This is a genomic window from Streptomyces sp. NPDC052020 (assembly GCF_040680575.1).
Classification (GTDB): Bacteria; Actinomycetota; Actinomycetes; order Streptomycetales; family Streptomycetaceae; genus Streptomyces.
In genome coordinates this window covers 1-25,812 of record NZ_JBFAWY010000006.1, presented here as the reverse complement: position 1 = coordinate 25,812, position 25,812 = coordinate 1, and the positions used below count along the sequence as shown (strand labels likewise).

The following is a 25,812-nucleotide window of genomic DNA, read 5'->3' as shown; positions in this document are numbered from 1 at the left end:
GCCCGCTTCCGCGATTCCTCCACCCACCCGCGGCGGCCCGCGCCCCGGTCGCCTTCTCGCGGGCGCGAGGGAGGAACGCTCAGAACATGTCCGGGCACCAAGGCCGCCTGGACGTACGCAGCAGGGCGTCGGCGGTCCGGGCGGCGCCCGCCCGTTCCTCCCGTATCCGCCCCAGCGCCGCGAGCCGCAGCGCCGACTCGTCCCCGAGCCACAGCGACGCCAGCTCGCCCGCGCCCAGCACGAGATCGGCGTCGCGGGTCGTCGCCGCGCAGGACGCGCCCTCCGGGGACGCCTCCAGCAGCCACCGGCCGCCCGCCCCCGGGGACGGGTCGGCGACCTCCAGCACGAGCGCGCCCGACGCGCCGTACGTCCGCGCCTCCAGGGCCCGTACGACGTCCAGGATCCGCACCCACAGCCAGTCCGCCTGCGTGGTGATCCTGGCCGCGCGCGGGTCCGGCAGGAAGAGCGGCAGCAGGTCGTCGGGGGCCCGCCGGCCGCTCTTGACCCGGACGACCCAGTCGATCGCGCACAGGTAGTGCCACAGGGCCCGCTCGGCGGCCGGGGTGACGCCGATCAGCCACTTCACCGTCACCGTGTTCAGCGGCTGCTTGGCGTCGCCCCAGGTGTCGTCCGCCACGTAGGAGACCATGCCCTCGACCTCGCCGGCCGCGGAGCGGTAGACGGCGTGGAAGGGCTCGGTCCACGAGGGTTCGAACCGCACGGAGCCGGTGGCGCTCCGCCACCAGAGCTCGGTGCGGCTGACGGCGCCCGGCTGGGCGCGGCGCAGCCGCTCGTGCAGTTCCGGGCCGAGCTCGCGCACGTCCTCGCCGTCCACGAGGTCGATCCGGCCGCCGTCCTGCGGGCCCGCCCAGCGGGGGTCGAGGCCGGCGCGCGGCACGTCGACCGTCCACTCGGTCATGGTGGTGGCGGGGCCGAATCCGTACCGGCCGTAGATCGGGTACTCGGCCGCGATCAGCGTGGCGACGACGTCCCCGCGCTCCCTGGCCGCGGCCAGGTCGTGGGCCATCATCCGGGACAGCAGACCGCGGCGGCGGTGGGTCGGGGTCACGGTGACGTTGGAGACGGCGTCGGCCGGGACAGGGGCACCGCCGACCGCGGTGAGCTCCTGCGCGAAGGACCGGTAGGTCGCGACGCAGCGGCCGCCGTCGAAGGCGCCGAGGAGACGGCCGGGCACGAAGTGGGAGCGACGGGCCGCCAACTGCGCCTCGGTGACGGTGGGTTCTTGCAGGAACCCGGTGTGCAGGGCCCGGTTCCACTCGGGCAGCTCGGCCTCGGTGATGGGGCGTACGTCGATGTCGGCGCGGCGGTTCATGTGATCACGGTAGGCGGACGGGCACGAGACCGGCCCCGGCTTTCTTCCCACCGGGCTCCCGCCGGGCTCCCACCGGCGCCCTGTCGTCGGCGCCGCCCGCGCCGGTGCGACGGCGCCGCCCGCGCCCGTGGTGGAGGAGCGGCGGCGACCGCCTCCGGCCGCCGCCGCTCCTCCACCACCCGCGGGCGCGCCGCCCAGCCGGCCGTCGCGGAGGTACCGCGCCTCAGACGAGCAGGTCGTCGACCTGTGCCTCCCCGTCCCGGTAGCGGCGGGCGATCTCCGCGCCGCACCCGTCGGCCGTGCGCTGCAACCGCTGCCGCCGCCGGGAGACCTGCTGCTCGTACCGGACGAGCCGCCCCATCGCGGTGTTCAGCTCCTGGTCGGTGCGGGCGCCGAGGTCCGACAGCGACACCTCGGCCAGCATCTCCTCCACCAGCAGCCGGCACTCCTCGCTGCGGGGGGTGCCCAGCGTCACGTGCCGGGCCGAGGAGCGGTGCCGGGCCGGGGCGTCCGTGAGGATCTCCGGCAGCCGTTCCACCACCGGCGCCCCGCCCCGGTCCTTCGCGGACGCCGGCCCCCGCCGGGCCAGCTCCGCCCGCAGGATGTCGATCCGACCCTGCAACAGGCGCCGCACGTAGCTGAGGTCGGCCTCCTCGCGCTGGGCGTCCCGGCGCAGCGTGCGCAGCTCGGGCAGGCTCAGTTCGGTCAGGCCGGGCCTGGGCGGTGGCGCCGGCAGCTCCGGGCTGTCCGTGCGCTGGACGGGCGGCCGGGGCGTATCCCGGCCCACCGCGTGGGTGACCGAGAACGCTCCCGGGTGCTGCTCGGTGCTCGGTGTGCTCATGTGCCTCTACCGTCCCCTCGACCGGCGTGTGAGAGCATCGTGCCACCCCAAGTGGTCGCAATGTGAACGAGTGCCCCCGATCAGCCCCAGATGGGGGGTTACGGAGACATGATCGACCCCCGTGCGGCCCCCCTTCCGGCCGCTCACGACGGCACCGGCATCATGGCGGCATGCGTGCGGTGGTGCAGAGGGTGGACGGCGCGAGCGTCGTCGTGGACGGCGAGACGGTGGGCGCGATCGAGGGCGAGGGGCTGTGCGTCCTGGTCGGCGTCACCCACGACGACACCGTGGAGAAGGCGGACCGGCTGGCCCGCAAGCTGTGGTCGCTGCGCATGCTGCACGACGAGAGGTCGTGCAGCGACACCGGCGCCCCGCTGCTGGTGATCAGCCAGTTCACCCTCTACGGCGACGCCCGCAAGGGCCGGCGCCCCACCTGGAACGCCGCCGCCCCCGGCGAGGTCGCCGAGCCGCTCGTCGACGAGGTCGTCGCCCGGCTGCGCGCGCTGGGCGCGACGGTGGCCACGGGCCGGTTCGGCGCCCAGATGCGGGTGGGGCTGACGAACGACGGCCCGTTCACGGTCCTGCTGGAGATCTGAGGAGAGCCTCAGGGCTCGACGACGGTCTCCTGGGCGGCGGCCGTGTCCCCGGCCATCAGCCGCGCGTCCACCGGCACGTTCCGCTTGACCAGGGCGAGGGCGACCGGGCCCAGCTCGTGGTGGCGTGCGGAGGTGGTGACGAAACCGACCTTGCGGCCGTCCGCCCCGTCGTCCGCGAGGCGGATCTCCGTCCCGGGCACCGGGAGGTGCACCTCGCTGCCGTCCAGGTGCAGGAAGACCAGGCGGCGCGGCGGCTTCCCCAGGTTCTGCACCCGCGCGACCGTCTCCTGGCCCCGGTAGCAGCCCTTCTGGAGATGGACGGCGGACCCGATCCAGCCCAGCTCGTGCGGGATGGTGCGGTGGTCGGTCTCGAAGCCCAGGCGCGGGCGGTGCTGCTCCACGCGCAGCGCCTCGTAGGCGAGGATCCCGGCCGGGGGGCCGGCCTGGGCGGCGAAGGACTCCAGGCCGTCGCGCGGCAGGAACAGGTCGCGGCCGTGCGGCGTCTCGCGGACGACGGCGTCCTCGGGCGCCTCGGTGATGGAACCGGCCGGCAGATGGACGACCGCGACGCCGGCGGTACGGTCGGCGACCTCCACCCTGTAGAAGAACTTCATCGACTCCAGGTACGCGATCAGCGCCTCCTGGGTGCCCGGCTCGACGTGGGCCCAGACGGTCTCGCCGTCGTCGACGAGGTACAGGGCGTGCTCGATGTGGCCGTTGGCGGACAGGATCAGCGCCTCGGTGGCCTGGCCGGCGGGGAGTTCGCTGACGTGCTGGGTGAGCAGCAGGTGCAGCCAGCCGAGCCGGTCCTCGCCGGAGACGGTGACGACACCCCGGTGCGAGAGGTCGACGAAGCCGGTGCCGTCGGCGAGGGCGCGCTGCTCGCGGAACAGGTCGCCGTAGTGGGCGGCGACGCCTTCGTCCACGCCCTCGGCGGGCACGGCGCCGGGCAGGGACAGCAGGGGGCTCTTCATAGGACCAGCCTACGACTCGTCACTTGAACCCTCACCAGACGAATCGGTGCACTCCCGGCACCGGCCGAAGATCGCGAAGTGCTTCATGTCCGTCTCGAAGCCGAACTCCTCGCGCAGCTTGGCGGTGAAGTCGGCGGCGACGCTCAGGTCCGCCTCGATGACGTTGGTGCAGTCGCGGCAGACCAGGTGGATGTGGTGGTGCCGGTCGGCGAGGTGGTACGTCGGCGCCCCGTGCCCCAGATGGGCGTGGCTGACCAGCCCCAGCTCCTCCAGGAGCTCCAGCGTGCGGTAGACCGTGGAAATGTTGACCCCCGACGCCGTCTTCCTCACCTCGCTGAGGATGTCGTCGGGGGTCGCGTGCTCCAGGGTGTCCACGGCTTCGAGCACGAGTTGCCGCTGCGGCGTCAGCCGGTAGCCGCGCTGCCTGAGGTCGCTCTTCCAGTCGGTGCTCACCACACCGAAAGTCTAGGACCCTCCGGGCGGTCACCGGCCGCCTTCGGCCACCGGTCTACTTGAAGAAGGCGATCCCGTCGTCCGGCAGGTCGTCGGGGAGGGCCTTGGCCCAGCGCTCGACCTCCTCGGGGGTGACGACCTTCTTCAGCTGCGCCGACATGTAGGGGCGCAGCGGGACCTCGGGGGTCTGCTTCTCGCCGACCCACATGAGGTCGCTCTTGACGTAGCCGTACAGGCGCTTGCCGCCGCTGTAGGGGCCGGAGGCGGGCGTGCGGGCCACCGCGTCGGTCACGAGGTCGATCTGCGGCTTCTTCTCGGCCATCTCGCCGTACCAGATCTCGATGACGCCGTCGTCGCGGGTCATCGTGACCTCGACCTTGCGGTCGGCGTCGATGCGCCAGTAGCCGTGCTCGGACTCCAGGGGACGGACCTTGTTGCCGTCCTTGTCCAGCACCCAGGTGTGGGAGTGGTACTCGAGGAAGTCCCGGCCGTCGTGGGTGAAGGTGACCTCCTGCCCGAAGTTGCACTTCTCGGAGCCGGGGAAGTCGTGCACGCCCGCGCCCGCCCAGTTGCCGAGCAGGAAGGCGAGCGGGACGAGGTCCTTGTGGAGGTCGGACGGGATCTCGATCATGAGCAGCTCAGATGTCTCGTACGTAAGGATGGGGGGCGCGTCAGCGCTGGCCCTGGAACAGCTTCTTCACGGTCAGTCCGGCGAAGGCGAGGACGCCGACGCAGACCAGGACCAGCAGGATTTCGAAGAAGATCTCCACGGGGTGCTCCTCGCTTGAGCGGAGTGCGGTGCGTGCGCTACGTGCACAGGGCCGGGGCCCAGCTTACGCGGCCGGGGCACGGCTCTCCCTGTGAGGTGCGCCCTGGCGTCGGCCGTACGATGCGGTCATGGCGAAGAAGCTCGTGATCAAGGTGACCGCGGGGGCCGATGCCCCCGAACGCTGCTCGCAGGCGTTCACGGTGGCGGCGGTCGCCGTGGCCAGCGGGGTCGAGGTCTCCCTGTGGCTGACCGGCGAGTCCTCCTGGTTCGCGCTGCCGGGCCGGGCCGCGGAGTTCGAGCTGCCGCACGCGGCGCCGCTGCCCGATCTGCTGGACTCGATCCTGGCGGGCGGCCGGCTGACGCTGTGCACGCAGTGCGCGGCCCGCCGCGAGATCACGGAGAAGGACGTGATCGAGGGCGTCCGGATCGCGGGGGCGCAGGTGTTCGTGCAGGAGGCGCTCGCCGACGACACCCAGGCACTCGTCTACTGAGCCCTCATCTCCCGCCGCCTCTGCCGTCCAGCTCGTCCCACCACCGGTCGGACTGCGGGTCGCCGGAGGGATCGTCCCACCAGCGGTCGTCGGGGCCGCGCCGGTTGGCGATCACGGCGGCGCACGGCGGGATGACCATGGCGGCCACGCACATGCCGACCGCCACCGGGACGGACCACAGGCGCACGACGCCCCAGGCCAGGACGAAGAGCCCGATGCAGGTGCCCATCATGGCGAAGTACACGTGCCGGCGCCGTGTGTACATGCGTCCAGGGTAGGACGGCAACGGGCCGGACGGGCATGCCGAAGGGGCCGCCTCCCAGGTGTCCAACCCGGGGGAAGCGGCCCCTCAGCCGGTCACCGCGCCGGCGTCAGACGGCGATCGCGACCTCCGCCAGGCCGCCCTTCTGGGCGACGACCGTGCGGTCGGCGGTGGCGCCCGGCACCAGGGCGCGGACGGTCCAGGTGCCCTCGGCCGCGTAGAAGCGGAACTGGCCCGTCGCGGAGGTGGGGACCTCCGCCGTGAACTCGCCGGTCGAGTCCAGCAGACGGACGTAGCCCGTCACCGGCTCGCCGTCGCGGGTCACCTGACCCTGGATCGTGGTCTCACCCGGCTTGATCGTCGAGGCGTCGGGGCCGCCGGCCTTCGCTCCACACATGTCGTACTCCTGAAGGGGTGATGAGAGGTCGGTCGGGGGGCTTACTTGCCGGAACCCAGCTCGATCGGCACGCCGACGAGGGAGCCGTACTCGGTCCAGGAGCCGTCGTAGTTCCTGACGTTCTCCACGCCCAGCAGCTCGTGCAGGACGAACCAGGTCAGCGCCGAGCGCTCGCCGATGCGGCAGTAGGCGATGGTGTCCTTGGAGAGGTCGACGTTCTCCTCTTCGTAGAGCTTCTTCAGCTCCTCGTCCGACTTGAACGTGCCGTCGTCGTTGGCGTTCTTCGACCACGGGATGTTCTTGGCGGTGGGGACGTGGCCCGGGCGCTGCGACTGCTCCTGGGGCAGGTGCGCCGGGGCGAGCAGCTTGCCGGAGAACTCGTCGGGCGAGCGGACGTCGACCAGGTTCTGCGCGCCGATCGCCTTGACGACGTCGTCGCGGAAGGCGCGGATGGCGGTGTTCTGCGGCTTGGCCTTGTACTGCGTCGCCGGGCGCTCGGGCACCTCCTCGACCAGCTCGCGGGCGTCCAGCTCCCACTTCTTGCGGCCGCCGTCGAGGAGCTTGACGTTCTCGTGGCCGTACAGCTTGAAGTACCAGTACGCGTAGGAGGCGAACCAGTTGTTGTTGCCGCCGTAGAGGATCACCAGCGTGTCGTTGGCGATGCCCTTGGCCGACAGGAGCTTCTCGAAGCCCTCCTGGTCGACGAAGTCGCGGCGGACCGGGTCCTGTAGGTCCTGCGTCCAGTCGATCTTGATGGCGTTGCGGATGTGGTTCTTGTCGTACGCGGACGTGTCCTCGTCCACCTCGACGATCGCGATGTTCGGGTCGTCCAGGTGGTCCTGAAGCCAGTCGGCGTCGACCAGCACGTCGCTGCGGCTCATGCTCTTTCTCCTCCGGGGCAGTTGCGGCGGGGCGGGCGTGTGCGAGGGGTGCGCGCGCTCGGACTCGCGCCGAGGCGCCGCACGAAGGCCCTGATGCAGGGCGGCGGGGAACGCGGAAGACGGTGCTTTCCGCTCAGAAGGCGCGACAGAGCATGGCGGCAACGCGGCACAGGTCCACTGCCCGCCGCTTCGTGAGATCCGCCTGTCGCTTCATGACTGCGATCGTAGGGACGGACCGCGGGGCATGTCACCGGCGTGTCGGATTCTGAGACACGATCGTCCGTATGGCGGGATGGCAGGGGGTCGCCGCGCCCCGCCGGACGGCGTCCCGGCCCGGCGCGCCGGGCACCGCGGCGGCACCGCGGACGAGATGTCTCAGCCCTCGGACGCAACGGCGGCCGGTCCGCCTTCCGCCCTCGTCCCTACCCGGCCAGGCGGACGTCCGCGCCCTTCACCGTGATCTCGACGCCGTCCGGCGCCGCCTCGACCCGGTCCAGCCGGACGCCGCCGGGCAGCCGGTCGATCGCCTGCCGGAAGTCGCTCACCGCCCGGATCCGGGACTCGACGAGGTCGACGTCCCCGATGCGGGGCAGGGAGTCGGCCCGCACCTCGACCCGGTCGCCGCGGACCGTGACCGAGCTGAGCAGGCTGACCCGCTGGGGCAGTTCGGCGCCGAACAGCGACACCTCCAGCTCGACCTTGACCTTGCCGTCGCCGCCGTCGGAGAGTCCGGAGAGCCGGGCGGTGACCCCGGGGCCTATCCGCGCGGGCTCGGCCTGGGCGGCCTTCAGCAGCTCGTCGTAGGCGATCGTCGCGGTGCCGGTGGCGGTGGCGGCGGTGGCGGAGCCGAAGTCGCCGGAGAACGCGACACCCGCCATGTCCGCGCGCAGGTCGTCGATACGGATCGTCGTGCCGTCGCCGGTGGCCGCCTGGTAGCCGTCGATGCCGACCTTCACCTCGTCCAGTTTTCCGCCGGCGAGCTGGGTGAGGAACGGAAAGCCCTCGATGGACACGTCCGGGGCGGCGGCGAGGCCCTCGGTGGCCCGCAGCCGGTCCGCCGCCTCGTCCTCCGCGAAACGGACCGCGAGGCGGTCCACCGCCACGAACAGCCCGCCCAGGACCACGACGACGATCAGCAGTATTCGCAGTGCGCGCATGCGGTGTTCCCCCACCTGGCGGTCGTGGACGGCGGTCGCGATCCCGGACGGCCGATCGACCGCCCAGCGCGAGGGTAACCCCGTGCCGTACGGCGGGCCGGACTTTGTCGATCACCTGTGACAGGCCCGGCGGCGCGGACCGCGCCCGCGGCCCGACGTCAGCCGACCGCCCGGCCCAGCAGGTACACGGCCGGCGCCGCCGCCGCCAGCGGCAGGGCCACACCGGCGGTGAAGTGCACGAAACGGGACGGGTAGTCGTAGCTCGCCGCCCGGTGGCCGACCAGCGCGCACACCGCCGCGCCGGCGCCGAGCAGCGCCCCCGGCGTCCCGATGCCCGTCACCCCGCCGACCGCGATCCCGGCACCGGCCGCGGCCAGCAGCGCGACGACCACCGACACCGGCGTGGGCAGCGGCAGCGCCCGCGCCACGGTGGCCACCGCCACCGCGGCCGCGCCGACCGTGACCGCGTCCCCGTCGGCCGCCAGGTAGCCGCCCGCGACGATGGCCAGGGCCGAGGCGGCGACGGTCGCCATCAGGCCGTACATCCGCTCGTCCGGGTCGGCGTGCGAGCGCAGTTGCAGCACCAGGGCGAGCAGGACCCACACGCCGAGCGTGCCCAGGATCGCCGCCGGGGAGCGGTCCGCCACCAGCAGCGCCGCGTCGGCCACCAGCGCGCCCAGGAAACCGAGCGCGATGCCCTGCCGGGCGGGCCACATGCCGTTCAGCCGGAACCAGCCCGCCGCGGTGACGGCCTGGAGCACGACGAGGGGGAGCAGCAGGGCGTACGTGCCGACGGCGGCCGCGGCGGCCAGCAGCAGGCCGAGCAGCGCGGTCAGCGCGGCCGGCCGCATCCCCGGCTCGATGATCGGCGACCGGCCCTCGGCGCGGGCCCGCTGCGCGTCGGTGATCCGCGCGTTCCCGGCGAGGGTCGCCGGGCCGTATCCGGGCTCGGCACCGGCGTCGGCACCGTCGTCGGTCCCGGCGGACGCGGTGGCGACGGCGGACCCGTGCGCCGCCTGGCCCTGTGCCGCAGGCTCCTGTGCCGGGTACGCCTGGTCTCCGGCCTGGCCCGGATACGGGTGCCGCTGCGCTGCGTACGCCCCGTACGCCTGGTGCGGCTGGTACGCCGGGTCCCCTTGCGGCTGGTGGGCCTGGTACGCCTGGTGCCCCTGCGGCTGGTACGCCTGCTGGGCCTGGTACGCCTGGTGGGCCTGGTACGCCGGGGCTCCGTACCCGGTCCCCGTCCCCGTCCCCGTCCCCGGCGGTTCCTGCTGCCCCTGCGGGGGCAGGTACGCCGTCTCCTCGGCCGGGATCGGCGGCTGGAGCTGCGTCTCCCACGTCTGCCCCTGCCACTGCTGCGTGTGCTCGACGGCGTGCGGGTCGTCGTACGCCTGCTGGCCGGGCCAGGCGGACTGCGGCGGGGTGGCGGCCTGGTGCCCGTACGGGTCCGGCGCCCCGTACCCCTCGTACGGCTGGTCGTACGGCTGGTTCGTCATCGGTCGGGTCACCCTCCTGCGAACGGCGGGAGCACCTCGACCGTGCCGCCGTCGGCCAGCCGTACCGTCTCATGCCCGCGGGTGCCCACGGGGTCGCCGTCGACCAGGAACGAGCAGCGCGACAGCACACGCGAGAGTTCGCCGGGGTGCCGCTCGCGCACCGCGTCGAGCGCCTCGGCGAGCGTGGCGGCCTCGTACGGCTCCTCGGCCACCCGGGCCGCGGCCTTCGCGGCGGCCCAGTAGCGCACCGTGACCTTTGCCATCTGGATCCTTAGTCGATCGGCAGTGAACACGGCCAGGCTAGCCCGCCCGTGCGACGGCCCAGTCCCCGATCCGGCGCAGCAGGTCCTCGCCGCAGGCGTGCTCGGCGTGGCCCATGCCGGGCTCCAGCCACAGTTCGCCGTGGTCACCGGCGGCCTCGGCCAGCATCCGGGGGTGGTCGACGGGGAAGTAGCCGTCCCGGTCGCCGTGCACGACGAGCAGCGGCACCGGGGCGATCCGGGGCACCGCCTCCACCGGCGACAGCGGCACCGGGTCCCAGTCCCGGTGGTGGATACGGGTGCGGAAGCCGTAGCGGCCCACGACCCGGCCCGCGGGGCGGGTCACCAGCCAGTGCAGCCGGCGCATCGGGGCGGTGCCCCGGTAGTACCAGCGGGCGGGCGCGCTCACCGACACCACGGCGTCCGTCCGGGCCGCCCCGCCCGCGCCGGTACCGCCGTCCGGACCGCCCCGGCCGTCGCCGCCGTACAGCGCCGCGTGCCGCAGGACCACCGAGCCGCCCATGGAGAAGCCGACGGTGACGACGCGGGCGTGTCCGAAACCGCGCGCCCAGGCGACGGCCGCCGCCAGGTCGTACACCTCGCGGTCGCCGACCGTGGAGCGCCCGCCGGAGGCGCCGTGGCCGCGGAAGGAGAAGGTGACGACGGCGCCGTGGCGGGCGAACGCGGCGGCGATCCGCCTGATGTGCGGGCGGTCCGCGTCACCCGTGAAGCCGTGCGCCACCACGAACACCGCGTCCCGCGCCCCCGCCGCGCCGGGCACCGCCGCGCCCGGTTCGTACACGGCGTCGACGCGCACGCCGTCGGCGGTGCGCAGGAAGGTCCGCGCGGGCACCCGGCCGGGCGTCCCGGCATACGGACGACGGGTGGAACGCGCCACATGACCTGCCCGACCAGAGCTCATGTCGGCTATTGTGCTGGGAAGAGGATCCGGGCAGCGTAGCCCCCGGGTCCTTTCGTGCTTTCGGAAGCGTTGTATACGACGCGGGAAACCGCAGGTGTACGGGCCGTCGGACGCATAGCGGCGCCCAGGGGCGCGGGAGCCGCGCAGTACGAAGCAGTGCCGCAAACGTCCTCGCAGGGACCGAGGAGGAACCAAGACGTTATGGGCGAGCGAACCGTGCACGACCGTGTGAGGACCCCCGCGTGGGGTCACCCCCCGACCGAGCGGGACCGGGAGTCCGGGGGAGGGGTGCGATGAGTTCTCTGCTGCTGCTGACCAACGCCCTCCAGCCGTCGACGGAGGTGCTTCCCGCGCTCGGCCTGCTGCTGCACAACGTGCGCGTGGCGCCCGCGGAGGGCCCGGCCCTCGTCGACACCCCGGGCGCCGACGTGATCCTCGTCGACGGCCGCCGGGACCTGCCGCAGGTGCGCAGCCTGTGCCAGCTGCTGCGTTCCACCGGCCCCGGCTGTCCGCTCCTCCTCGTCGTCACCGAGGGCGGCCTCGCCGCCGTCACCGCCGACTGGGGCATCGACGACGTCCTGCTGGACACCGCCGGCCCGGCGGAGGTCGAGGCCCGGCTGCGGCTGGCCATGGGCCGCCAGCAGATCACCGGCGACGACTCCCCCATGGAGATCCGCAACGGCGACCTGTCGGTGGACGAGGCGACGTACTCCGCCAAGCTCAAGGGCCGGGTCCTGGACCTGACCTTCAAGGAGTTCGAGCTGCTGAAGTACCTCGCCCAGCACCCGGGCCGCGTCTTCACCCGCGCCCAGCTCCTCCAGGAGGTCTGGGGCTACGACTACTTCGGCGGCACCCGCACGGTCGACGTCCACGTACGGCGGCTGCGCGCCAAGCTCGGCCCCGAGCACGAGTCGCTCATCGGCACCGTCCGCAACGTCGGGTACCGCTTCGTCACCCCCGAGAAGCCGGAGAAACCGGCGCGGGCCGCGGAGGAGGCCACGCCCCCGGCCGGCGGGCGGGCAAAGCGGGGCGAGGCGGACACCTCTGTCGCCCCGGCCGTCGCCGAGGTGCCGGCCGAGGCGTGACGGCGAGGGCGTAGCGCGTGTCCCGCACGTCGATACGCCCTGCCCAGAAGGGGTCCATCCGCGTAGACTCCGCGCGTGGCCAAGGTGACTCGGGATGATGTGGCGCGGCTGGCAGGGACCTCCACTGCCGTCGTCAGCTATGTCATCAACAACGGACCCCGGCCGGTCGCCCCGGCCACGCGGGAGCGTGTGCTCGCCGCGATCAAGGAACTGGGGTACCGGCCCGACCGGGTGGCCCAGGCGATGGCGTCGCGGCGCACGGACCTCATAGGCCTGATCATCCCGGACGCCCGCCAGCCCTTCTTCGGGGAGATGGCGCACGCGGTGGAGCAGGCCGCCTCCGAGCGCGGGAAGATGGTCCTGGTCGGCAACACCGACTACATCGGCGAGCGCGAGGTCCACTATCTGCGGGCCTTCCTCGGCATGCGCGTCTCGGGACTGATCCTCGTCAGCCACGCCCTGAACGACCTGGCCGCCGCCGAGATCGACGCCTGGGACGCCCGCGTGGTGCTGCTGCACGAGCGCCCCGAGGCCATGGACGACGTCGCCGTGGTCACCGACGACCTGGGCGGCGCCCAGCTCGCCGTACGCCATCTGCTGGAGCACGGCTACCCGTACGTGGCCTGCATGGGCGGCACCGCCGAGACCCCCGCCGTCGGCGACCCCGTCTCCGACCACGTCGAGGGATGGCGGCGCGCGATGCGGGAGGCCGGCCTGCCCACCGAGGGACGGCTCTTCGAGGCGCCGTACAACCGCTACGACGCCTATCAGGTCGCGCTGGGCATCCTCTCCGGCCCCGACCGCCCGCCCGCGGTCTTCTGCTCCACCGACGACCAGGCCATCGGCCTGCTGCGCGCGGCGCGCGAGCTGCGCATCGACGTGCCGGGCGAGCTGGCGGTGGCCGGGTTCGACGACATCAAGGAGGCGGCGCTGGCCGACCCGCCGCTGACGACGGTCGCCTCCGACCGCTCGGCGATGGCGCGGTCCGCCGTCGACCTGGTCCTCGACGACGGGCTGCGGGTGGCCGGCTCCCGGCGCGAGCGGCTCAAGGTGTTCCCGTCGCGGCTGGTGGTCCGGCAGTCCTGCGGCTGCCGGTAGCCGCCGCCGCACTGGCCCGGCCCTCGCCTTTCGCCTTGCGCTGAGCGCCTTTATATCGGGCATACGAGGTTCTGCCGGGCTTCTCAGCGTGCACTCAGACGGCTCTCATGCTCGGCCGTGATCCTCGTGGACATGACCGAGAGCTTCCGCCGCAGCGGCGAGTACGAGAACCCGTACCCGGGCCGGAACCCGTACCAGGGCGAGGCGCGGCACGCCGTCTCTCCCGTGAACCCCGAGTGGCCGCCCCCGCCCGCGCGGCCGCCGGTCCCGCCGGCCGCCGCTCCGGTTCCCGGGGAGCCCGCGCGCAGGCGGGCCCGGCGCGGACCGGTCGCGCTGCTCGCGGCCGTGGCGATCGTCGCGGCGGCCGTCGGCGGCGGCACCGCGTACGGCATCCAGGAGCTCACCGGCGGCGGCACGGTCGCCGCGAGCTCCACCGGCACCACCGCCGTCCCCGCCGGGCAGAAGGGCACGGTCGCCTCGGTGGCCCAGGCGGTCAGCCCGAGCATCGTCGAGATCAGCGCCGCCTCGAACACCGGCGCCTCCACCGGCTCCGGCGTGATCATCACCGCCGACGGCGAGATCATCACCAACAACCACGTCGTCTCGGGCGCCTCGTCGGTCGAGGTGACCACCAGCGACGGCAAGAAGTACACCGCCGAGGTGGTCGGCACCGACAGCGCGAAGGACCTGGCGCTGATCAAGCTGGGGGGCGCCTCCGGCCTCCCGGCGGCCACGCTCGGCGACTCGGACGCCGTGCGGGTCGGCGACCAGGTCGTGGCGATCGGCTCGCCCGAGGGGCTGACCGGCACCGTCACCAGCGGCATCGTCTCCGCCCTGGACCGGGACGTGACCGTGCCGACGGACGAGGAGCAGCAGCGGCCGGACGGCGGCTGGCCGTTCGAGTTCGGCGGCCGGCAGTTCAACGGCGACACCGGGTCCTCCACGACGACGTACAAGGCGATCCAGACCGACGCCTCCCTCAACCCGGGCAACTCCGGCGGCGCGCTGATCGACATGAGCGGCCGCATCATCGGGATCAACTCCGCGATGTACTCGGCGGCCGGCTCCTCCGCCGACGCGGGCAGCGTCGGCCTCGGCTTCGCCATCCCGATCGACACCGTCAAGGCGGACCTGGCCAAACTGCGCGCGGGCGCCGACGGCTAGGGTCCGCCTGGCACGGCACCCGCGCCCCGGTCCGGCACCGCGCCGCACGGGCGGGCGCGGACGTGCGACGCTGAAGGCGTTGTCACCCCTACCCGACCGCACCCGAGGACCATCCAGCCATGAGCCCCGCAGACGGCGACCGTGACCCCCAGCGCATCCTGATCGTCGACGACGAACCGGCGGTGCGCGAAGCCCTCCAGCGCAGCCTCGCCTTCGAGGGGTACGGCACCGAGGTCGCCGCCGACGGCGCCGAAGCCCTGGAGAAGGCGGCGGCCTACCGGCCCGACCTGGTGGTCCTCGACATCCAGATGCCCCGCATGGACGGCCTGACCGCCGCCCGCCGCATCCGGGCCGCCGGCGACACCATCCCGATCCTCATGCTCACGGCCCGCGACACGGTCGGCGACCGGGTGACCGGGCTGGACGCGGGCGCCGACGACTACCTGGTCAAGCCGTTCGAGCTGGACGAGCTGTTCGCCCGCATCCGCGCCCTGCTGCGCCGCAGCTCCTACGCGGCGGCCGTGGCGGCGGCCTCGGCCGAGGAGGAGGACGTCCTGGCCTTCGCCGACCTGCGGATGAACCTGGCGACGCGCGAGGTGACCCGGGGCGGGCGGCCGGTGGAGCTGACCCGCACCGAGTTCACCCTGCTGGAGATGTTCCTGGCCCACCCGCGCCAGGTCCTCACCCGGGAGCAGATCCTCAAGGCGGTCTGGGGCTTCGACTTCGAGCCGTCGTCCAACTCCCTGGACGTGTACGTGATGTACCTGCGCCGCAAGACCGAGGCCGGCGGCGAGCCGCGCCTCGTCCACACCGTCCGGGGCGTCGGCTACGTACTGCGGCAGGGCGGCGCCGAGTGATCAGGCGGTACCGTGCCCTGCCCCTGCGCTCGCGGCTGGCCCTGCTGGTGGCGGCGGCGGTCGCGTTCGCCGTCGCGGCGGCGGCCGTGGCGTGCTGGTTCGTGGTGAAGAACGTCCTGATGAACTCGCTCGACGACGCGTTGCGGGCCAGCCGCATGGACCGGGCCCAGGTGACGCAGTACGTCGACCTCAGGACCGGCCTGTGCCTGCACGAGTCCACCGCGCAGGAGCCCAACCTGTTCGACTCCACCGTCCAACTGGTGGACCGGCAGGGCCAGAGCTGTCTCATCATCGGCACCGAGGAGGTGGCGCTGACCCGCGCCGACCACGACGTGGCCGAGGGGACCTCCCCCGGCGTCCTCCACAACGCCACCGGGGCGGACGGCACCAAGTACCGCGTCTTCACCTACGCCGTGCCCGGCCTGCGGGACGTGGCCGTCTCCGCGGCCCGGCCCCTGGACGAGGTGAACGGCTCCCTCAGCAACCTCGCGCTGGTACTCGTCTTCGTCGCCGGTGCCGGAGTGGTCGGCGCGGGCGCCGCCGGACTGTGGGTGGCCCGCACCGGCCTGCGCCCGGTGGACGAGCTGACCCGCGCCGTGGAGCACGTGGCCCGCACCGAGGACCTCACCGTCCGCATCCCCGTGGAGGACGGCGACGAGGACGAGATCGCCCGCCTGTCCCGCTCCTTCAACTCGATGACGTCCGCCCTGGCCAGCTCCCGGGAGCTCCAGCAGCAGCTCATCGCGGACGCCGGGCACGAGCTGCGCACGCCCCTGACGTCGCTGCGTACCAACATCGAGCTCCTTACCCGCAGCGAGGAGACCGGCCGCCCGATCCCGGAAGCCGACCGCAAGGCGCTCCTGGCCTCGGTGAAGGCCCAGGTGACGGAGTTGGCCGCGCTCATCGGCGACCTCCAGGAGCTGTCTCGCCCCGAGCAGGACCAGCACACCGGCGCCAAGACCCGGATCGTCGCCTGGCACGATGTCGTCGAATCCGCCCTGCGCCGCGCCCGGCTGCGCGGCCCGGAACTGACGATCACGGCGGACGTAGGGCCGTGGTACGTCCGCGCGGAACCGGCCGCGCTGGAGCGGGCGGTGGTCAACATCCTGGACAACGCGGTCAAGTTCAGCCCGGAGGGCGGCACGATCGAGGTGCGGCTCGCCGACGGCGTCCTCACCGTCCGCGACCACGGGCCCGGCATCGCCGACGACGAACTCCCCCGAGTCTTCGACCGGTTCTGGCGCTCCCCCTCCGCCCGCGCCCTGCCCGGCTCCGGCCTCGGCCTGTCGATCGTCGCCCGTACGGTGCAGCAGGCGGGCGGCGAGGTCCGGCTGACCGCTGCGGAGGGCGGCGGCACGATGGCGACGATCCGGCTGCCGGGGGCACCGACACCGCCACCGGACGAACCGCCGCCGGCCTGAGGGAGCCCCCTCAGCGCCCTCAGCCCTTGACGCCCGCCAGGAACGACGACCAGGAGCCCGCGCCGAACACGATCACCGGGCCCGCCGAGAGCTTGCTGTCACGGACCGGGACCATGCCGGGGCAGTTGTCGGCGACCTCGACGCAGTTGTTGGCTCCCCCGTCGCTGTAGGACGACTTCCGCCACGCGGCGGTGGTGAGGTCAGAAGCTCGGTTCATGGATACGCGCTCCCTTCGTCAGCCCCGTCAGGAATGACGACCAGGAATCGGCGTCGAACACGATCACCGGGCCCTCCGACAGCTTGCTGTCACGGACCGGGACCATGCCGGGGCAGTCGTCGGCGACCTCCACGCAGTTGTTGTCTCCCCCATCGCTGTAGGACGACTTACGCCACGCAGCGCTGGTGAGGTCAGAGGCTCGGTTCATGGGTACCGCTCCCTTCATCAGCTCTTCACGCCCGCCAGGAACGACGTCCAGGAGCCCACGCCAAACACGATCACCGGGCTCGCCGAGAGCTTGCTGTCACGGACCGGGACTGCGCCGGGGCAGTTGTCGGCGATCTCGACACAGTCGTTGGCTCCCCCTTCGCTGTAGCTCGACTTGCGCCACACTGCGGTGGTGAGGTCGGGGGTACCCGTCATGATCTGTGCTCCTCCAGTACGTCCCTGATGAACGCGAGCGAGTCCGACGGGGACAACGCCAGGTCGCGGAGCCGATCGTAGGACAACCGCTGTCGAAGAACTTCGTGCAACTCCTCGATCAACCGGCTGCATCCGTTGCCTTCCTTGTAGACAACAGCGCTTCCGTCACTCTGCCAAAGCAGCGTCAGCGATCCGTTCATATGGTGGTGCGCTCCCGCCGAGAACGGCAGTACCTGAAGCGCCACATTGGGCCACAGCGCGGCGGCCTCAAGATGCAGCACCTGGTCCTCCCAGGTCTTGCCCTGGGCAGCGGGCCGTCGGAGCGCGAACTCGTCCACGATGATGCGCACTTCCGGTTCCGGCTTCTGCCTCAGCAGGTACTGGCGCCCGAGCCGCGCGGCCACCTGCTCCTCGACGGCCTCCTCACCGTCCGCCGTTGTCTGGGCGCCAGACAACACCTCCCGAGCGAAGTCCTCGGTCTGGAGCACGCCCGGGATGCCGGGCGAGAAGACCCACATGATCCGCGCCGTCGCCTCCAGCGCCATGTACTCCTTGTACTGGTCCTTGAACGCGTCCAGCCGAGCCGCCTTCCAGTGGCTCAACAGCAGGTCACCGGTACCGTAGTACTCGTCCAGGTCCTCTATGACCGTCACCTTGGACAGCCGCTCACCCGTCTCCAGGCGGCTCAGATAGCTCTTCTCGTAGCCGGTCTCCTCGGCCAGTTGCCCCAGAGACTTCCCGGCCTTCTCCCGCAGGACCCTGAGCGTCTGCCCGAGCATCGCCCGCCCGGAAACCCGCTGAGCGTCAACCTTCTCGCCCACGTCATCCCTCCCCGTTGCCTGGGCGCCAGACAACGCCGAACCTCTTCCGCAGCGTACGCGCCATCAGTGACCATCGAGGCACGAACGGTAATCACCGCTCGTCAACCACCCCTTGCCAAGCCCCGGAAGGGCACCCCCATGCCTCTGCGCCTCCGCCTGCGCCTCGCCGGACTCTGCGAGACCGCCCTGCTCTCCCTCGTACGGCTCCTGCTGCCCACCGAGGGACGCCACCGCGCCACGGCGCTGCCGTCTCCCCCGGCACCCCCGCACTCCTCGCCCCTCGCCCCGGAGCCCGTCTGGCTCGACACCCCGCTCGTGCGCCCCTACCTGCTCGCCCGCGAAGGTCACCCGGCGGAGGTGTACGCATGAGGCTGCTCCCCTGGACGGGCGAGGACGGCAAGCCCTGCTACCTCAGCAGCGACGACCCGGAGAGCCGGCTCTCACGGCTCGCCGATGACATCGAGGCCGCCCAACTGCGCTCCGCCGTGGAGGTACGGCAGGGGCCAGGGCCGTGCTCGGTGACGCCAAGGCCGGTGAGCGGGCCGTGCGGTTCGCGCTCACCCGGGCCACCGAGTCCCTGGAGGACGTACTCCGGGTCGCCGTCAGCCGGGGAGCCCCATTGCCCGACGAGGCCCCCTCCCCCTCCTGACTCCGACTCGGCGCTCGCTCCCGCTGATCCGGGAACGCGGCAACCCTCCCCCCGCCCGCGGCGACTATCCGGCGACCATCCCCACGCACGGAACGGAACCCGCATGGATGAGATGACTCGTGGCAAGCCCCGGCACCGCAGGCGCGGGAAGACGACGGCACTCGCGGCCGGCGTCCCCCTCGCACTGATCGCCGCAGGCGTGTTCGTCGTCGGCGCGCACGCGCAGCCTCAGGCGGCGGCGGCCGAGGTGCCCGCGTGGGCGACGGCGACCGCCGACGGATTCGCCTCCGTGGACTCCCTCGGCCAGAACGGCACGTATGGCGGGCGGGGCGGGCAGATCGTCACCGTGCGAACCCAGGCCGAGCTGGAGAAGTACGCCACAGCCGCCGAGCCGTACGTCATCATCGTCGCCGGGACGATCACCATGAACCCCGTCGGCAAGGAGATCAAGGTCGCCTCGGACAAGACGATCATCGGCTCCGGCGCCTCCGGGCACATCGTCGGCGGCGGTTTCTTCCTCGGCCCCGGCGTGCACAACGTGATCATCCGGAACCTGACGATCCGGGACTCGTACCAGGGCGTCTGGAACGACAAGGACCACGACTACGACGCGATCCAGATGGACGGCGCCCATCACGTCTGGATCGACCACAACGACCTGCGGCACATGGCGGACGGGCTCATCGACGTCCGCAAGGACAGTACGAACATCACCGTGTCGTGGAACAAGCTGAGCGACAACAACAAGGCGTTCGGCATCGGCTGGACCGAGAACACCGTCACCGACATCACGATCCACCACAACTGGATCCGCGAGACCGAGCAGCGCAATCCGTCCACGGACAACGCCGCCCACGCGCACCTCTACAACAACGTCCTGGAGGACACCCCGGGGACCGCCATCACCTCCTCCTACGGCAACTACGCGCGCGGGAAGACGAGGATGGTCCTGGAGAACTCCTACTTCCAGGGCGTCAACAACCCCGTCATCAAGGACGCCACGGCGTCGGTCGTGCAGCGCGGCAACGTCTTCTCCGGCACCAGCGGGCGCAACGAGAGCGGCGGCACGGCCTTCGACCCGAAGACGTACTACGGCTACACCCTCGACAAGGCGGCGGACCTGCCCGCACTGCTCAAGTCGGGTGCCGGGCCGCGCGGCTCCCTGGGGACCACGGCGGCCTCGGTCACAGCCGCCCCCGCAGCCGCCGCGGCCACCGCCCTCACCGTCGCCAAGGACGGCTCCGGGCAGTACTCCACCGTCCAGGCCGCCGTGAACGCCGTCCCCGCGAACAACCCGAGCCGGGTCGTCATCGCGGTCAAGCCGGGCACGTACCGCGAGACGGTGAAGGTCCCCTCCAACAAGCCGCACGTCACCATTCAGGGCACGGGCGCGAGCCGCAAGGACACGGTGATCGTCTACAACAACGCCTCCGGCACCCCCAAGCCGGGCGGCGGCACCTACGGCACCGGCGGCAGCGCCACCGTCGCCGTCGAGGCGGACGACTTCCAGGCCCGCAACCTGACCATCGCCAACGACTTCGACGAGAAGGCCAACCAGCACATCTCCGGCCACCAGGCCGTGGCCCTGCGCACGGCGTCGGACAAGGTGTTCCTGGACTCGGTGATCGTCGAGGGCGACCAGGACACCCTCCTGCTCGACACGGCGGCGAAGGACCGGCTGGGCCGCGTCTACATGGCCGACTCCTATGTCGTCGGCAACGTCGACTTCATCTTCGGCCGCGCAACCGCCGTGATCGACCGCTCGGTCATCACCCTGAAGAAGCGCTGGGACGGCACCTCCGCCGGCTACGTCACGGCCCCGAGCACGGCCGCCGGCCGCAAGGGCATCCTGATCGCCAACTCCACGGTGAACGGCGCCGTCTCGGACCGCACCTTCTACCTCGGCCGCCCCTGGCACGCGGGCGGCGACGCCACGCTGGACCCGCAGACGACGGTCCGCAACACCGCCCTCAGCGCCGCGATCAGGACCACACCCTGGACCGACATGAGCGGCTTCTCCTGGAAGGACGACCGCTTCGCGGAGTACAAGAACACCGGCCCCGGCGCGGGCGCGGCGAGCGCCGACCGCCCGCACCTGACCGACGCCCAGGCGGCGGACCAGGAGGTCCGGGACTGGCTCGGCGACTGGTCGCCGACCGCCTCCTGAACCCCGTACCGCCCGTCCGCACCAGACCCGTGCCGAGGGCCCGGGACGCGCACGCGCCCCGGGCCCTCGGCCGTACCCCCGTACCCCCGTACCCCCTGAAGCCCGCTTACCGCACGATCGTGATCCGGTCGGCCGCCGGGGGCTCGATCGGATCGGTCGCCGAGGAGTTGGCCGCAAGGTACTCCTCCAGCGCCGTCAGGTCGTCGGCGCCCACGAGGTCGTTGGTGCCCTGGCCCAGCGTCGGGAAGCCGTCGCCGCCGCCCGCGAGGAAGCTGTTCGACGCGACGCGGTAGGTGGCCGACGGGTCGACGGCCTGGCCGTTCAGCCGGATCGAGTCGGTGACCACCCGGTCGGCGCCGGTCTTCGTCAGGTCCAGCGTGTACGTCAGCCCGGACGAGATCTGCAGAATCCTCGGCGCCGCCTCGTTGGCACCGCTCACCTGCTCCTTGAGGATCTGGATCAGCTGGGCGCCGGTGATGTCCTGGAGGTTGACCGTGTTGGCGAACGGCTGCACGGCGAAGACCTCCGCGTACGTCACCACGCCGTCGCCCTCGCCGCCCTTGGCCGCGTAGGTCAGGGGCGCGCGGATACCCCCGGAGTTCATCAGCGCGAGATCGGTCTCCGGGTCCAGCTCCTTGCCGTACGCGAGCTGCGCGTCGGCGATCAGATCGCCGAGCGGGGACTCGGTGCCGCTGTTGCCGATGTCGCCGGAGATGTGGCCGACGGGGCGGTCGCCGATCGGGGCGGCCAGGATGTTCCACCGGTCGATCAGCTCGGTGATGTCGGGTGCCTTGGGGACGTCCCGGGTGACCACGTGGTTGGCCGACTCCACCGCCGTACGGGCGATGTCTCCGGTACGGCGGTCGTAGGTCAGCGTGGTGTCCGTGTACAGGCGGCCGAAGGACGAGGCCGAGGTGACCATGCGGGGCTGGCCGGCCGGGTCAGGGATCGTGCAGACGTACGCGTGGTGGGTGTGCCCCGTGACCAGCGCGTCCACCCGCGGGGTGACCTTCTTCGCGATCTCCACGATCGGCCCGGAGATCCCGTCGCCCGCGCCCGGCGCGTCACAGTCGTAGTTGTAGGAGCCCGAGGCGGGGAGGCCGCCCTCGTGGACCAGCGCCACGATCGACTTCACCCCCTGGCGCTGGAGCACCTTGGCGTACTTGTCGATCGTCTCGACCTCGTCCTTGAAGGCGAGGCCCTTGACGCCCTCGGCGGAGACGACGTCCGGGGTGGCCTCCAGCGTCACCCCGATGAAGCCGATCTTGACGTCCTTCTTCTGCCACACCCAGTACGGCTTGAGGATCGGCTTGCCGGTCTTCTCGTCCAGGACGTTCGCCGCGAGGTACGGGAAGTCGGCGCCCTCGAACTCCCGCCCGCCGTAGCAGCCGTCGGTGGGGTGGCAGCCGCCGTTCTGGAGGCGGGCCAGCTCCCTGGCGCCCTCGTCGAACTCGTGGTTGCCGACGGAGGTGACGTCCAGGCCGAGCCGGTTCAGCGCCTCGATGGCCGGCTCGTCGTGGAAGAGGCCGGACAGCAGCGGCGAGGCGCCCACCATGTCGCCGCCGGCGGCGGTGATGGAGTACGGGTGGCCCTTGCGGGCCTGGCGCAGATGGGTGGCGAGGTACTCCACGCCGCCCGCGTCGACCGTCTTCGTGGTGCCGTCGGGCTGGAGCTCGGTGACCCGGCCGGAGGAACCGGCCGGCGGCTCCAGGTTGCCGTGCAGGTCGTTGAAGGACAGCAGCTGCACGTCCTGGTAGCGGCCCGGCTTGTGGCTCGTGGTCTTCTCGCCGGCGCTCGCGGTCTGCGGCAGCGCCGCCACCAGCGCGCCGGCGGTCGCGAGCCCGGCGGCGGCCGCGAGCAGCCGGGACGTACGGCGCCCGCGGCGCGGTCGCGGGTGGGATGTGGCTGGCATACGCCCCCCTGTGGGTCGGTGTTCTCGTGGCCTGGCGGACGCGACAGGTACGGGCGCAGCCTAGAGTCAACGCGCGTAGCGCGACAGGGGTTTCCGGGTTACACCTTGGTCTCCCCCGTGCCGCCACTTTGCCCGGCCCGCCCCTTACCCTCGTACGCATGACCAGCGACGACACCGCACGGCCCGGCAGCCGCACCCGCTCGATCGAGACCCACGCCGCGCTCACCGGGGAGCAGACCGAGGCCGTCCTCGCCCTGCTCACCGACGCCGCCCGCACCGACGGGCAGCAGGCGGTGTCCGAACAGGGACGCCTCCAGCTGCGCGGCGGGGAACGCGCGGGCGTCGCGCACCTGCTGCTGACCGTCGGCGGCGAACTCGTCGGCTACGCCCAGCTGGAGGACACCGACCCGGTGGAGCCGCCCGCCGCCGAGCTGGTGGTGCACCCCGGGCACCGGGGGCAGGGACACGGCCGGGCGCTCGGCGCGGCCCTGCTCGCCGCCTCCGGCAAGCGGCTGCGGATCTGGGCGCACGGCGGCCACTCCGCCGCCCGGCACCTGGCCCAGGTGCTGGGCCTCAGCCTCTTCCGCGAACTGCGCCAGATGCGGCGCCCGCTGACCGGGTTCGAGCTGCCCGAGCCGGTGCTGCCCGAGGGCGTGCGCGTGCGCACCTTCGTCCCCGGGCAGGACGACGCGGCGTGGCTCGCCGTGAACGCCGCCGCGTTCGCCCACCACCCGGAGCAGGGCTCCCTCACCCAGCGGGATCTCGACGACCGCAAGGCCGAACCGTGGTTCGACCCGGCCGGCTTCTTCCTCGCCTTCCGCGGCGACGACCTCGTCGGCTTCCACTGGACCAAGGTGCACGCGGCCGAACGGCTGGGCGAGGTGTACGTCGTCGGCGTCCGCCCCGGCGCCCAGGGTGGCGGCCTCGGCAAGGCCCTCACCACGATCGGCCTGCGCCACCTGGCGGAGCGGGGACTGCCGACGGCGATGCTCTACGTCGACGCCGACAACCAGGCGGCGGTGTCCGTCTACGAACGGCTGGGATTCACCACGCACGAGACGGACCTGATGTACCGCACGGAGACGTGAGGCGACGGGGAGACGTGCGGCGACGGGGTACGAGGCCGCCGGGCGGCGTACGGGGCGGTCCCCCGGCGTCCCCGGCGTCCTCAGCGGTGCTCGCTCGCCGGCGGCGTGTCACGCCGCCCCGGCGGGGGACCCTCCGCCCGCGCGGGACGGTGCCGCCCGCCGCCGCAGGGGCTCGGGCCCGCACGCCGCCCACAGGGCCCCCGCTCCGGCCAGCGCCAGGGCCCACCGGTCATGGGCCGCCGCCCACCGCTCGTCGTCCGGCGGCACGAACAGCGCCCAGCGCTCGGGAAGCACCAGCGGCGCGAGCACGGCCGCGGTGAGCAGGACCGCCGCCACCGCCCGCCCCGGCCGCGCCTCGTCCGTCAGCCGCAGCGCCGCCGCCGCTCCGGCGAGCGCGAACCCGCAGACGACGCCCGCCTCCAGGGTGAGGCCGGCCACCGGGGGCCGCGCCGTCGCCGGGGCGAGCAGCAGCACCGCCGCCCACCACAGCGCGGCCCACGGCATGACCAGGGCGGCTCGCAGCGCCTGCCGCAGCGGGCGCCGGACCGGCACCGGGGCGGTGAGCTGCCGGGCCGGATCGTCCAGCAGGAAGGCCAGGCCGAGCCCGCCGGCCAGCGCGGCGCCCCGCAGCGCCGTGAGCGTCACCCAGGGGCTCGGCTCACCGTCCGCCAGCCGGGGCAGCGCGGCGAGCAGCAGCCCCACGGCCCCGGCGGCCCCCAGCGCCCGCCACGGCAGCGTGCGCCACACCGGGCCCGCCAGCGCCCGGATCACTCGCACCGGTCCGCCTGCCCGGGCGCGGCCACCCCGAGCAGCCGCGCCGCCTGCGCGGTCGTCACCTTCGGGGAGGTCAGCTCGCTCCAGTGCTCCTTCACCTTCGCCGTGACCTCGGCGCGCGGCCGGCCCAGCAGTTCCCGTACGACGTCGGTCTGCCCCTCGGTCATGGTCAGCGGGTCGGTCGGCGACAGGACGACCGCCGAGCCGGTCACGCTGTCGTCGAGGCGGACCCGGCGCAGGGCCCCCGTCGGGTCGTCCTGCCAGCCCAGGGCGAGCCACATCACGGTGACCATCCGGCCGTCGCACATGTCGCCGGCCGTCCGCTCGTGGCCCCCGACCAGCACGGCGGCGACGGCGGTGGAGAACTCCGGCACGCGGTTGCCGCCCCAGGCGGTACCGACCGTCACCTGACGCGGCGCGGTCAGCGGGGGCAGGGCGGCGTCGCCGTCCAGGCCGTACCGGGCCTCGATCCGCTGCCGGACGAGCAGCGGCTGCCGTGCCGCGGCGCCCCCGGCCAGCGACTGGACCTTCTCCACGACCCCGGCCCAGGTACCGGCCCGTGCCGTCCACTCGGGGAAGGCGCAGTACGTCGACCGCCCCCGCTCGACGCGGCGCTGCTCCTTCTCCGGGGTGACGGAGGCCCGCTCGCGCGCCGCCGTCGGCTGCGGCGACGGCGACAGGCCCGCGGACTGCCCGACGGCGCCCAGCACCGCCAGGGCCAGCGTCCCCGCGACCCCGGCCCGCACGGCGAGGTTCCGGCCGCCCGCGGCGAGCACCGCGAGGCAGGCGGCGCACAGCGCCACGCCCGCCAGGTACAGGGCGTGCCAGGCAGCGGGCCGTCCCAGCAGGCCGGAGGGCAGCGGGCCGCCGCCGGCCTCGGTGACGACCGGCACCAGCCAGTCGCTCGCCACCCCGCTGCCGACCAGCGCGGTGCCCAGCACGAGCGTGAACAGCAGCACCTTCTCGTTCCGCTCACACCCCCTCATCGCACGACCCGCCCCGACCGGTTCACGATCGCAGCCCGCGGGGTCCTCCGGACCCGGCGCCCACCAGCGGCACGACTGCCCGGGGCTGGGCGGCCTCCCCGTTGGACGGAGCCGCGGCCGCCCACGGCGGGAAGGGACGTGCCGGGGGGTGTCCGCCCGCAGCGGTTGGCGCGTCAACCCGGGTGCGTTGGTCACCGACCGATTCCGCGCCGTTCCGAGGACGGACACCCCCCGGCGCGGCCCGACCCACCCCCCACCCTGGGCGCTACGCGCACCCCCACCGGAGCCGCACAGGCGCCGCAGGCACCAAGGCGCACC

At 73.0% G+C, this 25,812-nt stretch carries 29 protein-coding genes and 2 pseudogenes; 11 read left to right on the top strand and 20 right to left on the bottom strand.

Annotated features, from left to right (window positions below; translation table 11 throughout):
• Positions 1–79: 79 nt before the first annotated feature.
• Complete coding sequence (locus AB0L74_RS07515; protein ID WP_365646812.1) at positions 80–1,333, bottom strand: GNAT family N-acetyltransferase; 1,254 nt, start codon at positions 1,331–1,333, stop codon at positions 80–82.
• Positions 1,334–1,556: 223 nt separating this feature from the next.
• On the bottom strand, positions 1,557–2,174 hold the full coding sequence (locus AB0L74_RS07510) for an aerial mycelium formation protein (protein WP_365646809.1): 618 nt from the start codon (positions 2,172–2,174) through the stop codon (positions 1,557–1,559).
• Positions 2,175–2,344: 170 nt separating this feature from the next.
• On the opposite strand from AB0L74_RS07510, the gene dtd reads away from it, so the two are divergent.
• Positions 2,345–2,770 (top strand): D-aminoacyl-tRNA deacylase, encoded by a 426-nt coding sequence (gene dtd / locus AB0L74_RS07505; protein ID WP_365646806.1) that lies wholly within the window; start codon positions 2,345–2,347, stop codon positions 2,768–2,770.
• 8 nt (positions 2,771–2,778) lie between these two features.
• Here the strand turns inward: dtd and AB0L74_RS07500 are convergent, their stop codons facing one another.
• Genes AB0L74_RS07500 through AB0L74_RS07490 form a run of 3 tightly spaced genes read right to left on the bottom strand, consistent with a single transcriptional unit; the run spans position 2,779 to position 4,828 of the window.
• On the bottom strand, positions 2,779–3,744 hold the full coding sequence (locus tag AB0L74_RS07500; protein ID WP_365646803.1) for a folate-binding protein: 966 nt from the start codon (positions 3,742–3,744) through the stop codon (positions 2,779–2,781).
• A gap of 9 nt (positions 3,745–3,753) precedes the next feature.
• Positions 3,754–4,200: a transcriptional repressor gene (locus AB0L74_RS07495; RefSeq protein WP_365646800.1), complete on the bottom strand. Its 447-nt coding sequence runs from the start codon at positions 4,198–4,200 to the stop codon at positions 3,754–3,756.
• A gap of 52 nt (positions 4,201–4,252) precedes the next feature.
• Positions 4,253–4,828, bottom strand: a complete 576-nt coding sequence (locus AB0L74_RS07490) for an FABP family protein (protein ID WP_365646797.1) — start codon at positions 4,826–4,828, stop codon at positions 4,253–4,255.
• Positions 4,829–5,094: 266 nt separating this feature from the next.
• Here AB0L74_RS07490 and AB0L74_RS07485 point away from each other — a divergent pair, with 266 nt between their 5' ends.
• Complete coding sequence (locus AB0L74_RS07485; RefSeq protein WP_365646795.1) at positions 5,095–5,457, top strand: DsrE family protein; 363 nt, start codon at positions 5,095–5,097, stop codon at positions 5,455–5,457.
• Between the two features lie 4 nt (positions 5,458–5,461).
• On the opposite strand, the gene AB0L74_RS07480 is transcribed toward AB0L74_RS07485, so the two are convergent.
• The 8 genes from AB0L74_RS07480 to AB0L74_RS07445 all read right to left on the bottom strand — a co-directional run bounded on the left by AB0L74_RS07480 (position 5,462) and on the right by AB0L74_RS07445 (position 10,832).
• Positions 5,462–5,722 carry a DUF3099 domain-containing protein gene (locus AB0L74_RS07480; protein ID WP_365646792.1) on the bottom strand — a complete coding sequence of 87 codons (261 nt, stop codon included), beginning with the start codon at positions 5,720–5,722 and terminating at the stop codon, positions 5,462–5,464.
• A gap of 106 nt (positions 5,723–5,828) precedes the next feature.
• Positions 5,829–6,116 carry a DUF1416 domain-containing protein gene (locus tag AB0L74_RS07475; RefSeq protein ID WP_028421436.1) on the bottom strand — a complete coding sequence of 96 codons (288 nt, stop codon included), beginning with the start codon at positions 6,114–6,116 and terminating at the stop codon, positions 5,829–5,831.
• A gap of 41 nt (positions 6,117–6,157) precedes the next feature.
• Positions 6,158–6,997 carry a sulfurtransferase gene (locus AB0L74_RS07470; RefSeq protein WP_365646789.1) on the bottom strand — a complete coding sequence of 280 codons (840 nt, stop codon included), beginning with the start codon at positions 6,995–6,997 and terminating at the stop codon, positions 6,158–6,160.
• Positions 6,998–7,130: 133 nt separating this feature from the next.
• Entirely contained in the window at positions 7,131–7,211 is an 81-nt protein-coding gene (locus tag AB0L74_RS07465) for a putative leader peptide (protein WP_355172694.1), read from the bottom strand.
• A 208-nt stretch (positions 7,212–7,419) separates the two neighbouring features.
• Positions 7,420–8,154, bottom strand: coding sequence for a DUF2993 domain-containing protein (locus tag AB0L74_RS07460; protein WP_365646786.1), 735 nt, complete (start codon positions 8,152–8,154; stop codon positions 7,420–7,422).
• Positions 8,155–8,312: 158 nt separating this feature from the next.
• On the bottom strand, positions 8,313–9,650 hold the full coding sequence (locus AB0L74_RS07455) for a hypothetical protein (protein WP_365646784.1): 1,338 nt from the start codon (positions 9,648–9,650) through the stop codon (positions 8,313–8,315).
• A gap of 8 nt (positions 9,651–9,658) precedes the next feature.
• Entirely contained in the window at positions 9,659–9,913 is a 255-nt protein-coding gene (locus AB0L74_RS07450; RefSeq protein WP_365646781.1) for a MoaD/ThiS family protein, read from the bottom strand.
• Between the two features lie 37 nt (positions 9,914–9,950).
• Positions 9,951–10,832 (bottom strand): alpha/beta fold hydrolase, encoded by an 882-nt coding sequence (locus AB0L74_RS07445; protein WP_365646778.1) that lies wholly within the window; start codon positions 10,830–10,832, stop codon positions 9,951–9,953.
• Between the two features lie 293 nt (positions 10,833–11,125).
• On the opposite strand from AB0L74_RS07445, the gene AB0L74_RS07440 reads away from it, so the two are divergent.
• From AB0L74_RS07440 to AB0L74_RS07420, 5 genes are all read left to right on the top strand, one after another.
• Positions 11,126–11,917: a response regulator transcription factor gene (locus AB0L74_RS07440; protein WP_365646775.1), complete on the top strand. Its 792-nt coding sequence runs from the start codon at positions 11,126–11,128 to the stop codon at positions 11,915–11,917.
• A gap of 75 nt (positions 11,918–11,992) precedes the next feature.
• A complete protein-coding gene (locus tag AB0L74_RS07435; protein ID WP_365646772.1) occupies positions 11,993–13,015 on the top strand; it encodes a LacI family DNA-binding transcriptional regulator in 1,023 nt (340 codons plus the stop codon).
• A 132-nt stretch (positions 13,016–13,147) separates the two neighbouring features.
• On the top strand, positions 13,148–14,179 hold the full coding sequence (locus AB0L74_RS07430) for a trypsin-like peptidase domain-containing protein (RefSeq protein WP_365646769.1): 1,032 nt from the start codon (positions 13,148–13,150) through the stop codon (positions 14,177–14,179).
• Between the two features lie 119 nt (positions 14,180–14,298).
• A complete protein-coding gene (locus AB0L74_RS07425) occupies positions 14,299–15,036 on the top strand; it encodes a response regulator transcription factor (RefSeq protein WP_365646766.1) in 738 nt (245 codons plus the stop codon).
• Complete coding sequence (locus AB0L74_RS07420; protein WP_365646764.1) at positions 15,033–16,457, top strand: HAMP domain-containing sensor histidine kinase; 1,425 nt, start codon at positions 15,033–15,035, stop codon at positions 16,455–16,457. The genes AB0L74_RS07425 and AB0L74_RS07420 overlap by 4 nt, the downstream gene beginning before the upstream one ends.
• 19 nt (positions 16,458–16,476) lie before the next feature.
• Here the strand turns inward: AB0L74_RS07420 and AB0L74_RS07415 are convergent, their stop codons facing one another.
• Genes AB0L74_RS07415 through AB0L74_RS07400 form a run of 4 tightly spaced genes read right to left on the bottom strand, consistent with a single transcriptional unit; the run spans position 16,477 to position 17,918 of the window.
• Positions 16,477–16,674, bottom strand: coding sequence for a DUF397 domain-containing protein (locus AB0L74_RS07415; protein ID WP_365646761.1), 198 nt, complete (start codon positions 16,672–16,674; stop codon positions 16,477–16,479).
• On the bottom strand, positions 16,658–16,882 hold the full coding sequence (locus AB0L74_RS07410) for a DUF397 domain-containing protein (RefSeq protein ID WP_365646759.1): 225 nt from the start codon (positions 16,880–16,882) through the stop codon (positions 16,658–16,660). The genes AB0L74_RS07415 and AB0L74_RS07410 overlap by 17 nt, the downstream gene beginning before the upstream one ends.
• A gap of 17 nt (positions 16,883–16,899) precedes the next feature.
• Entirely contained in the window at positions 16,900–17,097 is a 198-nt protein-coding gene (locus AB0L74_RS07405) for a DUF397 domain-containing protein (protein WP_365646756.1), read from the bottom strand.
• Positions 17,094–17,918, bottom strand: coding sequence for a helix-turn-helix transcriptional regulator (locus tag AB0L74_RS07400; RefSeq protein WP_365646753.1), 825 nt, complete (start codon positions 17,916–17,918; stop codon positions 17,094–17,096). The genes AB0L74_RS07405 and AB0L74_RS07400 overlap by 4 nt, the downstream gene beginning before the upstream one ends.
• Positions 17,919–18,056: 138 nt before the next feature.
• On the opposite strand from AB0L74_RS07400, the gene AB0L74_RS07395 reads away from it, so the two are divergent.
• From AB0L74_RS07395 to AB0L74_RS07385, 3 genes and pseudogenes are all read left to right on the top strand, one after another.
• Positions 18,057–18,287: a hypothetical protein gene (locus AB0L74_RS07395; RefSeq protein ID WP_365646750.1), complete on the top strand. Its 231-nt coding sequence runs from the start codon at positions 18,057–18,059 to the stop codon at positions 18,285–18,287.
• Positions 18,284–18,567 (top strand): annotated as a pseudogene (locus AB0L74_RS07390) (hypothetical protein). The gene AB0L74_RS07395 and the pseudogene AB0L74_RS07390 overlap by 4 nt, the downstream one beginning before the upstream one ends.
• Positions 18,568–18,670: 103 nt before the next feature.
• A complete protein-coding gene (locus AB0L74_RS07385) occupies positions 18,671–20,734 on the top strand; it encodes a pectinesterase family protein (RefSeq protein ID WP_365646748.1) in 2,064 nt (687 codons plus the stop codon).
• A gap of 106 nt (positions 20,735–20,840) precedes the next feature.
• Here the strand turns inward: AB0L74_RS07385 and AB0L74_RS07380 are convergent, their stop codons facing one another.
• On the bottom strand, positions 20,841–22,646 hold the full coding sequence (locus tag AB0L74_RS07380) for a bifunctional metallophosphatase/5'-nucleotidase (protein ID WP_365646745.1): 1,806 nt from the start codon (positions 22,644–22,646) through the stop codon (positions 20,841–20,843).
• Between the two features lie 158 nt (positions 22,647–22,804).
• Between AB0L74_RS07380 and mshD the strand changes: the two genes are divergently transcribed.
• Positions 22,805–23,734 (top strand): mycothiol synthase, encoded by a 930-nt coding sequence (gene mshD, locus AB0L74_RS07375; RefSeq protein WP_365646742.1) that lies wholly within the window; start codon positions 22,805–22,807, stop codon positions 23,732–23,734.
• 108 nt (positions 23,735–23,842) lie between these two features.
• Here mshD and AB0L74_RS07370 read toward each other — a convergent pair whose 3' ends face one another.
• Together AB0L74_RS07370 and AB0L74_RS07365 are read right to left on the bottom strand one after the other, a co-directional pair.
• A complete protein-coding gene (locus AB0L74_RS07370) occupies positions 23,843–24,511 on the bottom strand; it encodes an ABC transporter (protein ID WP_365646739.1) in 669 nt (222 codons plus the stop codon).
• Positions 24,502–25,467: pseudogene (locus AB0L74_RS07365) on the bottom strand (ABC transporter permease); the annotation flags it as partial. The gene AB0L74_RS07370 and the pseudogene AB0L74_RS07365, both read right to left, overlap by 10 nt.
• Positions 25,468–25,812: the final 345 nt, after the last annotated feature.